We start from the raw sequence: 15,972 nt of genomic DNA on the forward strand, positions 1-15,972 counted from the left end.
CGGGACGCGAATACATGCGCTGGTTGTTTGCCATGCTTATTGCTCTTTTTTGCTGGACCGGTTCGGTCTCCGGCCAAAAGCTATGCGCGGCGTCTTCCAAAGCCATTCCCACCGCACTGAACAGCCAGCCATCGCTAGCTGAACCGGTGTTTTCCCCAGAGGACCCGGTTTACCGGTCACCGGCAGAATTGCGACGTAAAGCGCCAGGTAAAATGCCGCTGCTGCTGCCGCGGGTACATTCTTACCCCGGTTCGCTACCCGTCCCCACCCAACTGCTGCCGGTTTATTCGTTAGCCACTGAGTTGGGCCACAACACTCGACTCCCGCGTCAGAAATCACCTGCGCCAAACCGGCTTGCCCAGGTCAACTGGACGCTGCATACCCCGCAGCAGCAAAACAGGCTGGGTGGCTGGAAAGAAAGTAATATGCTTTATCGTGGCACGCTGACGTATCACTCTTGACCGGTGTCGCACCGATTAGAACCCACTAAAAGCAACGCCGTTTCATCATTATCAGCAGCCAGGATCGCCCACGCGCTCTTCGCCTACTCCCGATCCGCCGCTGAGACAAAAACAAACAATGACGTTTTAGGAACACCGGATGGACATCATTAAAGAACTGTTACATGCCTTATGGCAGCAGGATTTTGAGACGCTGGCGAATCCTTCGCTGGTCTGGACTCTCTACGCCCTGCTGTTTTTGATCCTGTTCCTGGAAAATGGCCTGTTGCCGGCGGCGTTTCTGCCGGGTGACAGCTTGCTGATCCTGGTTGGCGTACTGATCGCCAAAGGCACCATGAATTTCCCACTTACCATTTTTATCCTGACCGTCGCCGCCAGTCTGGGGTGCTGGGTCAGTTACATACAGGGCAAGTGGCTCGGCAATACCCGAACCGTGCAGGGCTGGCTATCCCATCTGCCGGCTCATTATCATCAGCGTGCCCACCAATTGTTCCACCGTCACGGGCTTTCCGCCCTGCTGGTTGGCCGTTTCCTGGCGTTTGTCCGCACCCTGTTGCCAACCATTGCCGGTCTTTCCGGCCTGAGCAATGCGCGTTTCCAGTTCTTTAACTGGATGAGCGGTCTGCTGTGGGTGGTGATCCTGACCTCGCTGGGCTTTGCCCTGGGCAAAACGCCGGTGTTCCGCAAGTATGAAGACCAACTGATGTTCTGCCTGATGCTGCTGCCATTGGTGCTGCTGGTGGTCGGGCTGGTGGGTTCGTTGATCGTACTGTGGCGCAAGAAACGCGCCGACAGCCAGGGGAAAGGGGCGTGATGACCAGGCGCCCGCGCTGGCAGTACCTATTGCTGATTGCGCTAGCCTTACTGGCGCTCGCCACGCTGCTGGTGCCCTGCATGGTGCGTACTGAAAGCGAACTGCGCATCCGTGCCGGCCAGCAAGGCCTTTCGCTACCCGACGGCTTTTATGTCTATCAGCGGTTGGACCAACGCGGTATTCGCATCAAAAGTATCACCCCGGAAGGCGATGGCCTGGTGATCCGGCTGGACTCGCCGGAGCAACAGTTGCTGGCGCGCGAAGCGCTGCAAAACATTTTGCCGCCGGGTTACATCATCGCCCTGAGCGAATCCCCTGTTCCAACCCATTGGGTGCGTGAATTTGCACGCTCCCCACTCAATCTGGGATAATACCCCTTCAAATGAAGGGTTTTCCTTTCATCTGGCCTATCTGTTCAATTAATCATCAATCACCACCGAACTTAGGCGGATTCTTTGGGGGTCAACGCGATCCATGACTATGCTGAAGGTTAGCGTCAGTCAGCCGCGTAAGACTCCTGTCGCACTGCCCTATTGGCAGTCAGGAACAGAGGATGCGTGCCAATGCATCCCAATAATAAGGAACTGATAGTATGAAATTACGCCCAGCCATTTTACTGGCTCTCCCATTATTCGCCTTACCGGCCCTGTCGTTCGCAGCAGAAAACGGCTGTGTGACCAAGGCACAAGAAATTCAAAAGCAGATCGATTACGCCACCCAGCACGGCAATACTCAGCGTGTAGCCGGGCTGAAAAAGGCATTGAGCGAAGTGCAAACCCATTGCACCCCAGCCAGCCTGCAGGCCGATCGCCAGAAAAAAATCGATGAAAAACAAAGCAAGGTCACCGAGCGTCAGCAGGAACTGAAAGAAGCCCAGCAGACCGGTAACCTGGAAAAAGTGGCCAAGAAGCAGAAAAAGCTGACTGAAGCTCAAGCCGAGCTGAAACAGGCCCAGGCGGAATAATTTTTTTACACCAGCGGATTTATCGCTGAGAGCCACGCCACACGGGATTTTTATTACCTATAAAATGGATGCTTGGTGATATCAGCTACCCATCCGCCCTTTGCTCCGGCGAAAAAATCCGCTATGTTGAAAGTCTGTCGAAGTTAACGTTAAGGAATAATCACATGGCCCATGATTCAAATGCAGAAAACTTACGCGCTGAACTTAAATCCTTAGCCGATACGCTGGAAGAAGTGTTGAACTCTTCCACCGATAAGCCAAAAGCTGAACTGGAAAAGCTGCGTTCCAAAGCCGAAAGCGCGTTGAAAGATACCCGCGTACGCCTGAACGATGCCGGCGACAAAATTGCCTCCCAGACCAAACAAATCGCCGGCCAGGCGGATGAGTACGTTCGTGATAATCCGTGGACCGGTATCGGTATCGGCGCTGCGGTCGGCGTAGTGCTGGGCGTTCTGTTAGCGCGCCGCTAATATGGCAGAACAACCGCAAGTTCGTGCACAGGGCCCCGCTAAAGGGGTCCTGGATGTCGCCCAGCGCATCATCACCATTCTGGTCGGTATGGTGGAAACCCGGGTTCGGCTGGCCGTGGTCGAGCTGGAAGAGGAGAAAGCCAACCTCATCCAGTTACTGATTATGGCCGGTATGACCCTGTTGTTCACCGCATTTGGCCTGATGAGTCTGTTGATCCTAATTTTCTGGGCTATCGACCCTATCTATCGTCTGATGGCGTTAGGCGCGACTACCGGGGTGCTGTTGTTCCTGGCCGTGGTTGGCGCTATCTGGACATTGGTCAAGGCCCGCCGCTCCACGCTGCTGGGTGCCACGCGCAAGCAGTTGGAAATCGACCGTTCCGAGTTGGAAGGTGAAAAATGAATCGCCGCCGCTATCTGGAATGGAGAAAAGAGAAGCTCATTCGCAAGATCCAGCAGCAAAGGCTGGATCTCGCCGAAAACAAAACCCTGTGGCTGGAAAAGACCGAGCGCATCGATCGCGGTTGGCAAACCATTTTCGGCCTGCGTAAATACCTTGTAGTGGGCTCCAGCGTAATGGCGTTATATGGCGTCCGCCATCCCAGCAAGTTGATTCGCTGGTCACGCCGTGCTTTTGGTGCCTTTGGTACTATCCGCTTGATCCAGAAAACCTTTTCCAGCAAGTAACCTTCCCAAATACCATCAATACTTCCGATGTTTTGCCCCCCTTTTCACAGAAACTTTGCGTTTCTGTCGGTAAAGGTCGGGCAACTTTCTGATTCCCCACGATTTGTTAGCAGGCTAAAGATTCAGTTTTTTTGAAAAAATACGACAGTTTTACTTGCTAACAAAGCGCACGCTTCCCGATTAACATTCACTCCATCAAGACGAAACGGGCAGGACAGGGTCAGAGACCCGGCATACCACCCACTAACATGACAAACGCCAAGACTGGCAAACAAAAATCACTTTGGAGTTGATGATGAAAAAATTAGAAGATACAGGTTTGCTGGTTGCTCGTATTCTGATGCCAATCCTGTTTATCGTGGCGGGCTACGGCAAAATGGGTGATGCATATGCCGGAACCCAACAGTACATGCAATCGATGGGCGTACCTGGCTTCTTGCTGCCACTGACCATCCTGCTGGAATTTGGTGGCGGTCTGGCAATTCTGTTCGGTTTCCTGACCCGTACCGTGGCACTGTTCACCGCCGGTTTTACCATCCTGACCGCATTACTGTTCCATACTAACTTTGCGGAAGGCGTAAACCAGCTGATGTTCATGAAGAACCTGACCATCGCCGGCGGCTTCATCGTACTGGCCGTTGCTGGCCCAGGCGGTTTCAGCATCGACCGTATTCTGAACAAAAAGTGGTAAGATTTTAATACCGACTCAGGGGCCCGCATGTCGGGCCCTTTTGCTTTTTCACTCGGACACGAAGGAGATTCCCATGGGACAACTCGTCGATGGCGTTTGGCAAGACATCTGGTATGACACCTCATCCACCGGAGGTCGTTTCAAGCGCTCAACCTCTCAGTTTCGCAATTGGGTGACCACAGACGGTCAACCGGGCGAACACGGAGTCGGAGGTTTTAAAGCGGAGAAAGATCGTTATCACCTGTACGTTTCACTCGCCTGCCCCTGGGCACATCGCACCCTGCTGATGCGCAAATTGAAAGGGCTGGAGTCACTCATTCCGGTTTCCGTGGTGCATCCGCTGATGCTGGAAAATGGCTGGACCTTCGGCAGCGACTTCCCTGAAGCCACCGGCGACAGCCTGTACCACTCAGACTTTCTCTATCAGCTTTACCTGCGCGCCGACCCACACTACACCGGCCGCGTAACTGTGCCGGTACTGTGGGACAAACAGCAACAGACCATCGTCAGCAATGAATCCGCCGATATCATCCGCATGTTCAACAGCGCATTTGATGGTGTTGGCGCACGCGCCGGAGACTATTACCCCGCCGAACTGCGCGAAAAAATTGATGAACTGAACGGCTGGATTTACGACCAGGTGAATAATGGCGTCTATAAAGCCGGTTTTGCCACCAGCCAGGAAGCCTATGACGAAGCGGTGAACGGGGTATTTGACGCACTGGCACGACTTGAACAGATCCTGGGGCAACAGCGTTACCTGACCGGCGATCGCCTGACTGAGGCCGACCTGCGCCTGTGGACCACGCTGATACGCTTCGATCCGGTGTATGTCACCCACTTTAAATGCGACAAACACCGTATCAGCGATTATCTCAACCTGTACGGCTTCCTGCGTGACATCTACCAGATGCCGGGCATTGCCGAAACGGTCAGCCTGCCGCATATCCGCAATCACTATTACCGCAGCCACGCCACCATCAATCCGCACGGCATTATTTCCATCGGGCCGGCGCAGGATCTGGACGAGCCGCATGGCCGCGACCGACGTTTTGCTTAACACACTCCCCCTTGCTTAGCCGCGAGGGGGGCGTTTTACTGCCGTTCCAGTTGGGCGAACAGCCGTGGGATTTCACGCAGGAACCAGGCTTTCGCCTCCCCCATGCTGTCACGCCGCCAGGCCATGATGATATCGACTTCGCGGCTGTATTCCGGCCCCACCACGCGTAAACGCCCTTCTTCGATGTCTTTCTCGACCATCGGGTAAGGCATGGTCGCCACACCCAATCCAGCCAGCAAAGCCAGGCGCTTGTCCTCAATGGTGCTGACCGTCAGACGCTGCTGTTTATCCAACAATTGCACGGTTAACACCGGACGCTCACGTGCAGTATCCGCTACCGCAATACCGCGGTACTTCACGCGCGTCACCTCAGACAACGGCTCCGGCTCCAGATGGATGGGGTGGTTCGGCGCGGCCACATACACGCTCATCACCTTGTACAGCTTGCGGGTGTTAATTTCGGATGACGCGCGGAAATGCATGTCCGGGGCGATAACAATATCGGCACGCCCCTGCTCCAGCCTTTCCCAGGCACCAGCCAGCACCTCGGTGAAGATCGACACCTGGGTATTGGCCTTCAGCGCCAGCTTATCGACCAGCGGGAACAGTTTGCTCGGTGGCGACAGTGCCTCGCTGACGATAGTCAGGTGCGTTTCCCAGCCGCGTGCCAGCGCTTCGGCGTCGGTGGTCAGCTTGTCTGCCGCTTCCAGCAGGACCCGCCCACGCTCCAGCAACATACGCCCGACGTTGGTGAACTTGGTCCGGTGACCGGAGCGGTCGAACAGCACCACGTCCAATTCTTCTTCCAATTTTTGCATGGTGTAGCTGAGTGCCGAAGGCACACGCCCCAGCTCATCGGCTGCCGCAGCGAAGCTGCCACGTCGGTCGATCGCATCCATAACCCTTAACGCTTCAAGCGTTAACGCCCGATCTCTGGCCATCGAATCTCTCTGTCAGGAAATTTGAATATGCCGACCAGATTAACTGGCTAACAATCCGGCGTCCAGATGCTTACCATCTAGATAATGAATTTAGAGAGCCGATTGCCATGATTACATGCAGAACAGCACAACAATGCGGGCAAGCTGACTTTGGTTGGCTGCAGGCTCGCTACACCTTTTCTTTTGGACACTACTTCGATCCCAAGCTGATGGGCTACGCCTCACTGCGGGTGTTAAATCAGGAGGTGCTGGCGCCAGGCGCTTCATTCCAGCCACGCACCTATCCCAGCGTGGATATCCTGAATTTGATCCTGCAGGGTAAAGCGGAATACCGCGACAGCGAAGGTAATACGGTGAACGCCAGGGCCGGTGAAGCCTTGCTTATGGCGACCCAGCCGGGACTGAGCTACAGCGAGCAGAACATCAGCAGTGATACGCCGCTGACCCGTCTGCAACTGTGGCTGGATGCCTGCCCGGAGCGCAGCAACGAGCGAGTACAGCGCCTGATGCTGCCACAGGCTGGCGTGACGCTGTTGGCTTCCCCAGACGGAGCACAGGGCAGCCTGCAACTGCGCCAACAGGTGTGGATCCACCACCTGGATTTACAGCCGGGTGAACAGCAGACGCTGGCGCTGAACGGGCCCCGTGCTTACCTGCAGTCGATCCACGGCACTATTGATGCCCATGGCGAGCGTAACGACAACCAACGCCTGACCTGCGGTGATGGGGCGTTTATCCACGAGGAAAACCGCCTGACTCTCCGTGCCGAAACGCCGCTGCGTGCACTGCTGATCGATTTGCCGGTGTAAGTCGGATCCAGAAAGGAAAAAACCCCGCGTAACGCAAGTTACGCGGGGTTTTCTTTATAGAGGGAGTTGACCGGTAAGCCGGGTTCTGTCGTGGACAGTCATTCCTCTAGGCCAGCAATCGCTCACTGGCTCAAGCAGCCTACCCGGGTTCAGTACGGGCCGTACCATGTGAACCCCTATTTGGCCTTGCTCCGGGTGGAGTTTACCGTGCCACGAACTGTTGCCAGTCGCGCGGTGCGCTCTTACCGCACCCTTTCACCCTTACCTGATCCCGCTTGCGCGGGCCATCGGCGGTTTGCTCTCTGTTGCACTAGTCGTAGGCTTGCGCCTCCCAGGCGTTACCTGGCACCCTGCCCTATGGAGCCCGGACTTTCCTCCCCTCCATCTGTCTCCCCCGAAAGGGACGGCAATGAAGCGGCGACTGTCTGGTCAACTCCGGCGCGGATAGTAGCGTTGCGCTCACGGCAGGTCAACCGCTTTACTGTTCTTGTTGCTCTAACGCGTATTTATACAACGCATTTTTCTTCACGCCGTGGATCTCCGCCGCCAGCGCCGCCGCCTTTTTCAACGGCAGCTCTTTTTGCAGCAACGCCAGGGTCCGCAGCGCTTCCAGCGGCAATGCATCGTCCTGCGCCTTATGACCTTCGACGATCAGCACCATTTCGCCACGACGACGGACTTCATCTTCCTGCACCCAGGCCAGCAGTTCGCCAACCGGCGCGCCGGTGATCGATTCCCAGGTTTTGGTCAGCTCACGCGCCAGCACCACATAACGTTGCGGCCCCCACACGGTGACCATGTCCTGCAAACTTTCCAGCAAACGGTGGGTTGATTCGTAGAAAATCAACGTACGCGGTTCCTCTGCCAGCGCCATCAGCGTATCCTTACGGCCCTTGGTTTTCGCCGGCAGGAACCCTTCGTAGCAGAAGCGGTCAGAAGCCAGACCTGCGGCACAGAGTGCCGTGGTTGCCGCACAAGCGCCCGGCAGCGGCACCACGCGGATGCCGGCTTCGCGGCAGCGGCGTACCAGGTGATAACCGGGATCGTTGATCAAAGGCGTACCGGCGTCGGAAACCAGCGCTATGCTCTGGCCTTCCTGCAGTTTCGCCAGCAGTTGATCGGCCTTTTGTTGTTCGTTATGGTCATGCAGCGCAAACAACCGCGCGCTAATCGCAAAGTGTTGCAACAGCAACCCGGTATGGCGCGTGTCTTCGGCCGCAATCAGATCAACGCTTTTCAGTACCTCTAACGCACGGTGGGTAATATCCCCTAAATTGCCGATTGGGGTGGGCACCACATACAGCGTTGATGCAGAAATGACTGATTGTTGGTGTTGATTCATTGTTTCATCCGGGTTGCCGATTTAATATTGAGCATCTTGAAAAAAACATCACTGGATACAGTATGCTTTCCTCAACATTCGTTCGTACCAAAGCAGGGCGTTCAAAGCCTGTCCGACTTACCGCAGTGATCGCAGCAGCCCTTTTCCTTGCAGGCTGTCCGAGTCAGGCCCCGCAGACGCCGCCCGCCAATATACAGGACGAAGCGAGCGCCAGTTCCGATTACTATCTGCAGCAGCTGCAGCAAAGCAGCAATGATAACAAGGCTGACTGGCAATTACTTGCTATTCGCGCGTTGTTACGTGAAGGGAAACTGCCGCAGGCCAGTGAACAACTGAAGCAACTGCCGAAAAACCTCAGCAGCGTGCAGCAGGTGGAAAGCCAGTTGCTGACCGCAGAACTGCAGGTGGCAAACAAAAGCTACGTCAGCGCTCGCAGTACGCTGGGGCATCTGGATACCGGCTCACTGTCGGCCAACCAGTTGGTACGTTTCTATCAGGCGCAGATCGCCGCCAATCAGGGTAAACCCTCCCTGCCGCTGATCCGCGCTTACATTGCGCAAGAGCCGTTGCTGACCGGCAAGCCACATCAAACCAACCTGGACCAAACCTGGCAGTCGCTGCTGCAACTGACGACGCAGGACATGAACAGCCTGGTGATCAACGCTAATGAAAATGTGTTGCAGGGCTGGTTGGATCTGCTGCGTGTCTATCAGGACAACAAGCAGGATCCCGATCTGCTGAAGGCCGGGATTAAAGACTGGCAGAATCGCTATCCACAGAACCCGGCGGCGAAAACACTACCGACCCAGTTGAACCAGGTGCTGAACTTCACCCAGGCCTCCACTTCAAAAATCGCACTGCTGCTGCCGCTGAATGGCCAGGCAAAAGTGTTTGCCGATGCGATCCAAAAAGGCTTTGAAGCAGCCAAGAACGGTGTGACCCCTTCGGCCCCGGTGCAGCAACAGCAATCACAGCCTGACAGCGCGCCAGTGCAGAGCGCAGATCCCGCGTCAGCAGACCAGAACGCCAACGGTGCAGTCAGCACCTCGGCGCCGGATGCTGCCCCGGTGACGGCTGCCCAGCCTGCTGCACCTTCCACTGCGCCGATTACTCCGCCGCAGGCCGCTAACGCACAGATTAAAGTGTATGATACCTCCAGCCAACCGCTGGCCGCGTTGCTGACGCAGGCACAGCAGGATGGCGCAACCCTGGTGGTCGGCCCGTTGCTGAAAGAAAACGTCGATCAACTTGCCAGCAGTACTACCACGCTGAACGTGCTGGCGCTCAATCAGCCGGAAACGCCGAAAGATAACCCGAACATCTGTTACTTCGCGCTTTCACCGGAAAATGAAGCACGTGACGCCGCCCGCCACATTTGGGAACAACAGAAACGGCAGCCGCTGTTGCTGATCCCTCGCGGTGCCTTCGGCGACCGCGTTGCCAAAGCCTTTAACCAGGAGTGGCAGAGCCTGGGCGGACAGACCGTGCTGCAGCAGAACATTGGCTCCGCCAGTGAACTGCGCCAGATGGTCAACAGCGGTGGTATTCGCATGTCCGGGACGCCAATCTCCGCCGCACCGGCACCGCAGGCCGTGACCATTGCCGGGCTGACCATTCCGGCACCGCCAAGCGATACGCCTGCAACCAGCGGTGGCAGCGTAGACTCGGTCTATATCGTCGCCACCCAGTCCCAGTTGACGCTGATCAAACCGATGATCGACATGGCCACCAACTCACGCAGCAAGCCGGCAATGTACGCCAGCTCACGCAGCTACCAGGCCGGGGCCGGTCCGGACTTCCGTCTGGAAATGGAAGGCCTGCAGTTCAGTGATATTCCGTTGTTGGCCGGTGCTAACCCGCAGTTGTTACAACAGGCAAGCAGCCAGTTCCGCAACGATTATTCGCTGGTGCGTCTGTACGCAATGGGGATGGATGCCTGGACATTGTCCAACCACTTTGCTGAAATGCGCCAGTTGCCCGGTTTCCAGGTCTCCGGCACGACTGGCATGCTCACCGCCGCACCGGGCTGTGTGATCAACAGAAAACTGCCTTGGCTGCAATACCGTCAGGGCATGGTCGTTCCGGTCTCTTGAGTCAACGCGCCATAGGGGCGGGCTATGAGTTACAGGCCCGCCACTATCTGGAACGCGCCGGGCTCACCTTCTGCGCTGCCAATGTGGCGCTGCGCGGTGGTGAGCTCGATCTCATCATGCGCGATGGTCAAACCTGGGTGTTCGTTGAAGTCCGCTACCGCCGCAGCGATGCTTTTGGCGGTGCGGCGGCCAGCGTCACTTATCGCAAGCAGCAGAAGTTGCTGCATGCCGCCGCCGTTTGGCTGGCGGGACGCGGAGCCAGTTTTGACACATCGTCTTGCCGTTTTGATGTTTTGGCCATCACAGGTAGCCAGTTAGAATGGATACCCAACGCCTTCAATGCGGATTAATCGTGGTTTACCGGTGCAGACCGGCCCTTTGACTTAGTGGATTAATACAACGTGCTGGATAGAATTAAAGCCTGTTTTACCGAAAGCATCCAAACCCAGATTGCGGCGGCGGAGGCCTTGCCCGACGCCATCTCGCGTGCCGCGATGACGCTGGTTCAATCCTTACTTAACGGTAATAAAATTCTGTGCTGCGGCAACGGCACCTCGGCAGCCAACGCGCAGCATTTCGCCGCCAGCATGATCAACCGCTTTGAAACCGAGCGCCCAAGCTTGCCGGCCATTGCGCTAAATGCCGATAACGTGGTGCTGACGGCGATCACCAACGATCGGCTGCACGACGAAGTCTACGCCAAACAAGTGCGCGCGCTCGGCCATGCCGGCGACGTGTTGCTGGCAATTTCCACCCGCGGCAACAGCCGTGATATTGTGAAAGCGGTCGAAGCCGCGGTAACGCGCGACATGACGATTGTCGCGTTGACCGGTTACGACGGCGGTGAACTGGCCGGCTTGCTCGGTCAACAGGATGTCGAGATCCGCATCCCATCACACCGCAGTGCACGCATTCAGGAAATGCATATGCTTACCGTAAATTGCCTATGCGACCTGATAGATAGTACGTTGTTTCCCCACCAGGACGAATAAGGAACTGAGATGAAGCTGAAAGCCACATTTGCAGTGCTGTCCAGCGCCCTGCTGTTACAAGGCTGTATTGCAGGCGTTGTCGTTGGCAGCGCTGCCGTTGCCACCAAAACCGCCACTGACCCACGCAGCGTGGGCACTCAGGTAGACGATGGCACACTGGAAGCCCGGGTTGAAAACGCCCTGAGCAAAGATCAGCAGTTGAAGAAAGATGCCCGGGTGGTTGCGACCGCCTATCAGGGTAAAGTGCTGCTGACCGGGCAGGCGCCAAATACCGATCTGGCCGCCCGCGCCAAGCAGATCGCGATGGGTGTTGAAGGCACTACCGAAGTGTACAACGAGGTCCGTCAGGGGACGCCGGTCAGTCTGAGCACCGCGTCTTCCGACACCTGGATCACCACCAAGGTCCGTTCACAATTGCTCACCAGCGATGCTGTGAAATCGTCCAATGTGAAAGTCACCACCGAAAATGGTGAAGTGTTCCTGCTGGGTCTGGTCACGCAACAGGAAGCACAATCTGCGGCGCAGACAGCCAGCCAGGTGGGCGGTGTGAAACATGTCACCACCGCCTTTACCTACGTGAAATAGCAAGTGCTCAATCCCCCTCTCCCACGGGAGAGGGGAAAAACTCACTCAATCCAGATTATGTTCTTTCAGAAACTCTTCCCCGCCCAACTGACGCATCTGACGCATAATCCACTGCTGCCGTTGTACCACGTAACCGGAAGGCGCATTGGCCTTGAAGCGGTGCGGGTTAGGTAATACCGCTGCCAGTAATGCAGCTTCTGACGCAGTCAGACGCTTGGCCGGTTTATTGAAAAAGCGCTGTGACGCTTCCTCCACGCCGAAAACACCGTCGCCGAATTCGACGATATTCAGGTATACCGTCAGGATCCGTCGCTTGGTCCACACCAGCTCAATCCCCGATGTCAGCCCGGCCTCCAGCCCCTTGCGCAGCCAACTGCGGCCATCCCACAGGAACAGGTTCTTTGCCGTTTGCTGGGACAGCGTAGAGGCGCCACGAATGCGCGTGGGCCGACGCTCATTGTGACTGAGCGCCTTTTCGATCGCCGCCACGTCAAAACCCCAGTGCTCCGGAAATTTCTGATCCTCCGCGGCCATCACCGCCAACGCCATCTGCGGGGAAATATCGTCCATCGACACCCAGTCGGAATGGGCCACATAGCCAAAATCGCCACTCAGCCAGGCGCCAAGCTGCCGTTCAACCATCACCGCAGAAAAAGGCACGGGCAAAAAAGCAAAGGTGACAATCCCCAGTAGCCACACGCCGACCAGCGTAATTAATCCGCGTTTCAGCCAAAACCAGGGCCGGGAAAAAATCGATTTGCCCGCAGATTTTCTCATTCAGTCAAATCCAGCACCCGTGAAACCAGCTTATCAATTCCGCTGGCCGCCTCACCGATCGATTTTGCCAGCATATAGGCCGGCGTGGTCACCACTTTGTTCTCAGCATCCACCACGATGTCATCAACCGGACAAATCACCGGCTCACCGCCCATGGCATCAATCACTTCACCCAGGTCGGGATCGTTGCCAATGGTCAGCCGCACTTGTTGATCCAACAGTTTCGGTAGCAACGCGGGGGCAATACACATGAAACCAATTGGTTTATTTGCCTTATGCATTTGCTGCGTTAACTTAGCCAAATCCTTATCAATCCAGCATTCCGCCCCTTCACTGGCGAAACTGCTGAGGTTCTTTGCCGCGCCAAAGCCACCGGGGACGATCAAGGCATCCAGTTGGCTGGCGTCGGCCTGTGAAAGCGGCTGGACTTTCCCTCTGGCAATGCGCGCAGACTCCACCAGAACATTGCGAAACTCTGGCACCTCATCACCGGATAAGTGATTAATAACATGAAGTTGAGGTTTATCAGGGGCAAAGCATACCGCCTGCGCCCCTGCCCGGTCCAACGCCAGCAGCGTCAGGACGGCCTCATGGATCTCCGTACCGTCATAAACCCCACAGCCGCTCAGCACTACGCCAACGTTTTTCATCACCCTTCCTCCTGTCGATACTGTCAACTGGTAAGTGCTCTGAGTTGACAAACACTAATCTACATCACACATTTTAATGAATCTTCTAACAAGAGCGCTTACATTTGCTATGTTGTTGGCTGTATGATGTTTAGGAATTCTCTACAACCTGCTCGACCAGAACATTAAAACCAATACGCAGGTTCACAATTTCCCTGGTGTTGGCGCAATATTCGCGCACCCCGGCCTAGGTCGGGGTCATTTTTTTTCAGCTTCCGCTACCCACTCACGCAGTACCTGCACATCGTTGCGCCACTCTTGCTTCAGCTCATCAACCCAATCCTGCACGTTATCCCACCATGCCGGCAACGTCGGGGTTTGAATTTGCTGTGCAATCTGTTGCAAATGACGCAGGCCAACCGAGCCGGCAGCACCTTTGATTTTGTGCCCCTCTTCGGTGATGCCCTTCTGGTCGCGTGCCGTCATATTGGACTCCAGCACCGCCAGATAACCCGGCATCATCTGCTCAAACATCTCCAGGCTCTGATGAATCAACTGCGGCCCCACCAGGTCCATGTACTGTTCCAGCATGGTGGTATCCAGTAAAGACTCATTAATCTTCATCGTCTTTTGCTCCGTTTTCTTTGTGGTGTGAGAGGGTTGATGATCCCAGTAATGCTTTATCACCTTGGTCAGCGCCGGTACGGACAACGGCTTGCTCAGCACATCGTCCATTCCCGCGTCGAGGTACTCTTTTTTGTCTTTCAGCACGTTGGCGGTCAGTGCAACCAACGGCGGCAGCGCCTGCCCGGCATAGCGTTCACGCAGTATCCGGGCGATATCCAGCCCGGTCATGTCCGGCAACTGGATATCCAGCAGCACCAGATCGAACTCGTCCGGATCGAACATCGCCAGCGCATCCTGGCCGTTCATCGCCACTTCAACGCTGTTGCCCAGCTTCTCCAGCACCGAACGCGCCACAATCACGTTCAGCTCAATGTCTTCCACCAGCAGGATATGCAGCGCCGGCAATGGCAGCGCCTCTTCGACTGCGGTCTCACTTTCCGCTTCCTCTACCGCCGGTGCCTTGATGGATAAGGTAAAGCAAGAACCGTGCCCCTGTGCGCTGCTGACGGTGATATCGCCGCCCATGCTCTGCGCCAGACGCTTGGAAACCGCCAGCCCAATGCCCGTACCGGTCGCCGGACGGCCGCCGTGCTGATCCTTCACCTGATAATACATGGCGAAGATTTTGTCCTGTTCATCCTGCGGAATGCCCATGCCGGAGTCTTCCACTTCAAACACCAGCCGATCCTGCTCTTCGCGCCGTACGCGCACCACAATTCGCCCCTGCGGGGTAAACTTCACCGCGTTGCCGATCAGGTTCCACAGGATTTGTCGCAGGCGGGTGCCGTCGGCGATGATTTGTTGCGGCAGCGGTTGTTGCGGCTCCATCACAAACTGCAGCCCTTTCGGCTGTACCAACAGGCCAGAGAGATTTTCCAGATCGGCCAGGAAGCCGGTGAAGTCTACAGGTTGGTTGTCGAGCTGCACTTTACGGCGCTCGAGCTTATCCATCTCGATAATGTCATTGAAGATATTACCCAGCGTGATGGCGCTGACATGGATGGTTTTGAGGTATTTCAGCTGTTCGTCGTTTAATTCGGTATCGAGCAGAATGCGACTCAGGCCGACGATGCCGTTAAGCGGCGTACGAAGCTCGTGGCTGATCGTTGAGATGAAGGTGGTCTTGTCCCTGCTGGCATTCTCCAGCGCGTCCTGGTAGCGCTTACGCTCGGTTATATCGCGACCAAAGCCCATCAGGCCGTGGCGTTTGCCCACGCGGTCGTAAAACGGCACCTTGCGCAGCTCAAAACAGGCCTTGCGGCCATCCGGGTAAACCAGCCACTGTTCATAGGTCAGTGAGACGTTGTGACGGAACACTTTCTCGTCGGTTTCGATCACCTTCTCGGCGATTTCCTGGCCGTAGACGTCAAATGGCGTCAGGCCGATCAGCTGTTTTTCGCTTTTGCCGGTCAGCAGTTCCATCGCCCGGTTACAGCCGGAGAACTCTTTGTCTTCGTTGCGGTAATAGACCAAATCCGGCGAAGCATCGAGGAAGGAACGCAACAGCGCCGACTGCTGACCCAGTTCAATCTGCGCCAGTTCACGCTGCTCCATCTCTCCCGTCAGCTTGTCCATCACCTGCTGACGCTCTTCTTCCGCCTTGATACGGTCGGCAATTTCCTGATTCAGTTGGCTGATGTTGTCCTTCAACTGCTGGTTAAGCTCCAGGTCGCGGTGGCGCATCTCTTCCAGCTTATCCACCAGCCGCGTCAGGCGCTGGCGTGACTCCTCAAGCTGTTCGACCACCACCGACAGAAAGTAGACCGCCCATGGCGTAATCAGCAGGCCGAAGAAGATTGAACGCACCACGTCGATGCTTTCTACTTCCCCGCGCAGCAGCATGGTGACCGCCATCTGCACCACCATTGCCAGCACCACCAGTGCCGATGCCAGCAGCAGCGAAAAGCGTACCAGCCCCAGTTTTACCATTAAATCAACGTAGTACTGGGCTAACACCCGGATTTGCTTCATAGCCGCTCCCATCAGACAGAATCTTGTAAATCATACCGTAAAACCCCGATGAGATAAGA

General features: G+C 56.0%; 19 protein-coding genes and 1 other RNA gene. 14 read left to right on the forward strand and 6 right to left on the reverse strand.

Annotation, left to right across the window (positions count from 1 at the left end):
- The first annotated feature begins 14 nt into the window (after positions 1-14).
- From NHG65_RS22775 to NHG65_RS22815, 9 genes are all read left to right on the forward strand, one after another.
- Positions 15-461 carry a hypothetical protein gene (locus tag NHG65_RS22775; RefSeq protein ID WP_099062128.1) on the forward strand — a complete coding sequence of 149 codons (447 nt, stop codon included), beginning with the start codon at positions 15-17 and terminating at the stop codon, positions 459-461.
- A gap of 139 nt (positions 462-600) precedes the next feature.
- On the forward strand, positions 601-1,275 hold the full coding sequence (locus NHG65_RS22780; protein WP_085119124.1) for a DedA family protein: 675 nt from the start codon (positions 601-603) through the stop codon (positions 1,273-1,275).
- Positions 1,275-1,646 carry an EnvZ/OmpR regulon moderator MzrA gene (mzrA, locus tag NHG65_RS22785; protein WP_099062127.1) on the forward strand — a complete coding sequence of 124 codons (372 nt, stop codon included), beginning with the start codon at positions 1,275-1,277 and terminating at the stop codon, positions 1,644-1,646. The genes NHG65_RS22780 and mzrA overlap by 1 nt, the downstream gene beginning before the upstream one ends.
- Before the next feature lie 221 nt (positions 1,647-1,867).
- On the forward strand, positions 1,868-2,239 hold the full coding sequence (locus NHG65_RS22790) for a DUF1090 domain-containing protein (protein WP_099062126.1): 372 nt from the start codon (positions 1,868-1,870) through the stop codon (positions 2,237-2,239).
- A gap of 164 nt (positions 2,240-2,403) precedes the next feature.
- Complete coding sequence (locus NHG65_RS22795; RefSeq protein WP_207977362.1) at positions 2,404-2,709, forward strand: ElaB/YgaM/YqjD family protein; 306 nt, start codon at positions 2,404-2,406, stop codon at positions 2,707-2,709.
- Position 2,710: 1 nt separating this feature from the next.
- Entirely contained in the window at positions 2,711-3,112 is a 402-nt protein-coding gene (locus tag NHG65_RS22800; protein ID WP_099062125.1) for a phage holin family protein, read from the forward strand.
- Positions 3,109-3,396, forward strand: a complete 288-nt coding sequence (locus tag NHG65_RS22805; protein ID WP_099062124.1) for a YqjK-like family protein — start codon at positions 3,109-3,111, stop codon at positions 3,394-3,396. The genes NHG65_RS22800 and NHG65_RS22805 overlap by 4 nt, the downstream gene beginning before the upstream one ends.
- A 295-nt stretch (positions 3,397-3,691) precedes the next feature.
- Complete coding sequence (locus tag NHG65_RS22810) at positions 3,692-4,087, forward strand: DoxX family protein (protein WP_099062123.1); 396 nt, start codon at positions 3,692-3,694, stop codon at positions 4,085-4,087.
- A gap of 73 nt (positions 4,088-4,160) precedes the next feature.
- Positions 4,161-5,147: a glutathione S-transferase family protein gene (locus NHG65_RS22815; protein ID WP_129937254.1), complete on the forward strand. Its 987-nt coding sequence runs from the start codon at positions 4,161-4,163 to the stop codon at positions 5,145-5,147.
- 35 nt (positions 5,148-5,182) lie between these two features.
- Here the strand turns inward: NHG65_RS22815 and NHG65_RS22820 are convergent, their stop codons facing one another.
- Positions 5,183-6,088 (reverse strand): LysR family transcriptional regulator, encoded by a 906-nt coding sequence (locus NHG65_RS22820; RefSeq protein ID WP_085119136.1) that lies wholly within the window; start codon positions 6,086-6,088, stop codon positions 5,183-5,185.
- A 107-nt stretch (positions 6,089-6,195) separates the two neighbouring features.
- Here NHG65_RS22820 and NHG65_RS22825 point away from each other — a divergent pair, with 107 nt between their 5' ends.
- Positions 6,196-6,897, forward strand: a complete 702-nt coding sequence (locus NHG65_RS22825; protein ID WP_099062120.1) for a pirin family protein — start codon at positions 6,196-6,198, stop codon at positions 6,895-6,897.
- Between the two features lie 58 nt (positions 6,898-6,955).
- On the opposite strand, the gene rnpB is transcribed toward NHG65_RS22825, so the two are convergent.
- Both rnpB and rsmI read right to left on the reverse strand, forming a co-directional pair.
- Positions 6,956-7,334, reverse strand: an RNA gene (gene rnpB / locus NHG65_RS22830) — RNase P RNA component class A.
- 41 nt (positions 7,335-7,375) lie between these two features.
- The gene (gene rsmI, locus NHG65_RS22835) at positions 7,376-8,239 is read right to left on the reverse strand and encodes a 16S rRNA (cytidine(1402)-2'-O)-methyltransferase (RefSeq protein WP_085119140.1); all 864 of its coding nucleotides are present in this window, start codon (positions 8,237-8,239) and stop codon (positions 7,376-7,378) included.
- A gap of 62 nt (positions 8,240-8,301) precedes the next feature.
- Between rsmI and NHG65_RS22840 the strand changes: the two genes are divergently transcribed.
- Genes NHG65_RS22840 through dolP form a run of 4 tightly spaced genes read left to right on the forward strand, consistent with a single transcriptional unit; the run spans position 8,302 to position 11,909 of the window.
- The gene (locus tag NHG65_RS22840) at positions 8,302-10,332 is read left to right on the forward strand and encodes a penicillin-binding protein activator (RefSeq protein ID WP_261416421.1); all 2,031 of its coding nucleotides are present in this window, start codon (positions 8,302-8,304) and stop codon (positions 10,330-10,332) included.
- A complete protein-coding gene (locus NHG65_RS22845; protein ID WP_170925084.1) occupies positions 10,329-10,682 on the forward strand; it encodes a YraN family protein in 354 nt (117 codons plus the stop codon). Before NHG65_RS22840 ends, NHG65_RS22845 begins: the two co-directional genes overlap by 4 nt.
- 51 nt (positions 10,683-10,733) lie before the next feature.
- The gene (gene diaA, locus NHG65_RS22850) at positions 10,734-11,324 is read left to right on the forward strand and encodes a DnaA initiator-associating protein DiaA (RefSeq protein ID WP_004948462.1); all 591 of its coding nucleotides are present in this window, start codon (positions 10,734-10,736) and stop codon (positions 11,322-11,324) included.
- Positions 11,325-11,333: 9 nt separating this feature from the next.
- Positions 11,334-11,909, forward strand: coding sequence for a division/outer membrane stress-associated lipid-binding lipoprotein (gene dolP / locus NHG65_RS22855; protein WP_099062118.1), 576 nt, complete (start codon positions 11,334-11,336; stop codon positions 11,907-11,909).
- 45 nt (positions 11,910-11,954) lie between these two features.
- Here dolP and mtgA read toward each other — a convergent pair whose 3' ends face one another.
- The 3 genes from mtgA to arcB all read right to left on the reverse strand — a co-directional run bounded on the left by mtgA (position 11,955) and on the right by arcB (position 15,913).
- Positions 11,955-12,686 (reverse strand): monofunctional biosynthetic peptidoglycan transglycosylase, encoded by a 732-nt coding sequence (mtgA, locus tag NHG65_RS22860; protein WP_413477262.1) that lies wholly within the window; start codon positions 12,684-12,686, stop codon positions 11,955-11,957.
- Positions 12,683-13,336 carry an isoprenoid biosynthesis glyoxalase ElbB gene (gene elbB / locus NHG65_RS22865; RefSeq protein ID WP_112347108.1) on the reverse strand — a complete coding sequence of 218 codons (654 nt, stop codon included), beginning with the start codon at positions 13,334-13,336 and terminating at the stop codon, positions 12,683-12,685. Before elbB ends, mtgA begins: the two co-directional genes overlap by 4 nt.
- 237 nt (positions 13,337-13,573) lie before the next feature.
- Positions 13,574-15,913 carry an aerobic respiration two-component sensor histidine kinase ArcB gene (gene arcB / locus NHG65_RS22870; RefSeq protein ID WP_499182714.1) on the reverse strand — a complete coding sequence of 780 codons (2,340 nt, stop codon included), beginning with the start codon at positions 15,911-15,913 and terminating at the stop codon, positions 13,574-13,576.
- Between the last annotated feature and the right edge of the window lie 59 nt (positions 15,914-15,972).

It is taken from the genome of Serratia myotis, from assembly GCF_027474885.1.
Taxonomy (GTDB): domain Bacteria; phylum Pseudomonadota; class Gammaproteobacteria; order Enterobacterales; family Enterobacteriaceae; genus Serratia; species Serratia proteamaculans.

What these genes read in the sequence shown, in the direction of transcription:
- NHG65_RS22780 (WP_085119124.1), top strand. Translation starts at nt 601, where the DNA reads ATGGACATCATTAAAGAACTGTTACATGCCTTATGGCAGCAGGATTTT.
- NHG65_RS22775 (WP_099062128.1), top strand. Translation starts at nt 15, where the DNA reads ATGCGCTGGTTGTTTGCCATGCTTATTGCTCTTTTTTGCTGGACCGGT.
- NHG65_RS22800 (WP_099062125.1), top strand. Translation starts at nt 2,711, where the DNA reads ATGGCAGAACAACCGCAAGTTCGTGCACAGGGCCCCGCTAAAGGGGTC.
- NHG65_RS22790 (WP_099062126.1), top strand. Translation starts at nt 1,868, where the DNA reads ATGAAATTACGCCCAGCCATTTTACTGGCTCTCCCATTATTCGCCTTA.
- mzrA (WP_099062127.1), top strand. Translation starts at nt 1,275, where the DNA reads ATGACCAGGCGCCCGCGCTGGCAGTACCTATTGCTGATTGCGCTAGCC.
- NHG65_RS22805 (WP_099062124.1), top strand. Translation starts at nt 3,109, where the DNA reads ATGAATCGCCGCCGCTATCTGGAATGGAGAAAAGAGAAGCTCATTCGC.
- NHG65_RS22815 (WP_129937254.1), top strand. Translation starts at nt 4,161, where the DNA reads ATGGGACAACTCGTCGATGGCGTTTGGCAAGACATCTGGTATGACACC.
- NHG65_RS22820 (WP_085119136.1), bottom strand. Translation starts at nt 6,088, where the DNA reads ATGGCCAGAGATCGGGCGTTAACGCTTGAAGCGTTAAGGGTTATGGAT.
- elbB (WP_112347108.1), bottom strand. Translation starts at nt 13,336, where the DNA reads ATGAAAAACGTTGGCGTAGTGCTGAGCGGCTGTGGGGTTTATGACGGT.
- NHG65_RS22840 (WP_261416421.1), top strand. Translation starts at nt 8,302, where the DNA reads ATGCTTTCCTCAACATTCGTTCGTACCAAAGCAGGGCGTTCAAAGCCT.
- NHG65_RS22810 (WP_099062123.1), top strand. Translation starts at nt 3,692, where the DNA reads ATGAAAAAATTAGAAGATACAGGTTTGCTGGTTGCTCGTATTCTGATG.
- dolP (WP_099062118.1), top strand. Translation starts at nt 11,334, where the DNA reads ATGAAGCTGAAAGCCACATTTGCAGTGCTGTCCAGCGCCCTGCTGTTA.
- rsmI (WP_085119140.1), bottom strand. Translation starts at nt 8,239, where the DNA reads ATGAATCAACACCAACAATCAGTCATTTCTGCATCAACGCTGTATGTG.
- arcB (WP_499182714.1), bottom strand. Translation starts at nt 15,913, where the DNA reads ATGAAGCAAATCCGGGTGTTAGCCCAGTACTACGTTGATTTAATGGTA.
- NHG65_RS22795 (WP_207977362.1), top strand. Translation starts at nt 2,404, where the DNA reads ATGGCCCATGATTCAAATGCAGAAAACTTACGCGCTGAACTTAAATCC.
- NHG65_RS22825 (WP_099062120.1), top strand. Translation starts at nt 6,196, where the DNA reads ATGATTACATGCAGAACAGCACAACAATGCGGGCAAGCTGACTTTGGT.
- mtgA (WP_413477262.1), bottom strand. Translation starts at nt 12,686, where the DNA reads ATGAGAAAATCTGCGGGCAAATCGATTTTTTCCCGGCCCTGGTTTTGG.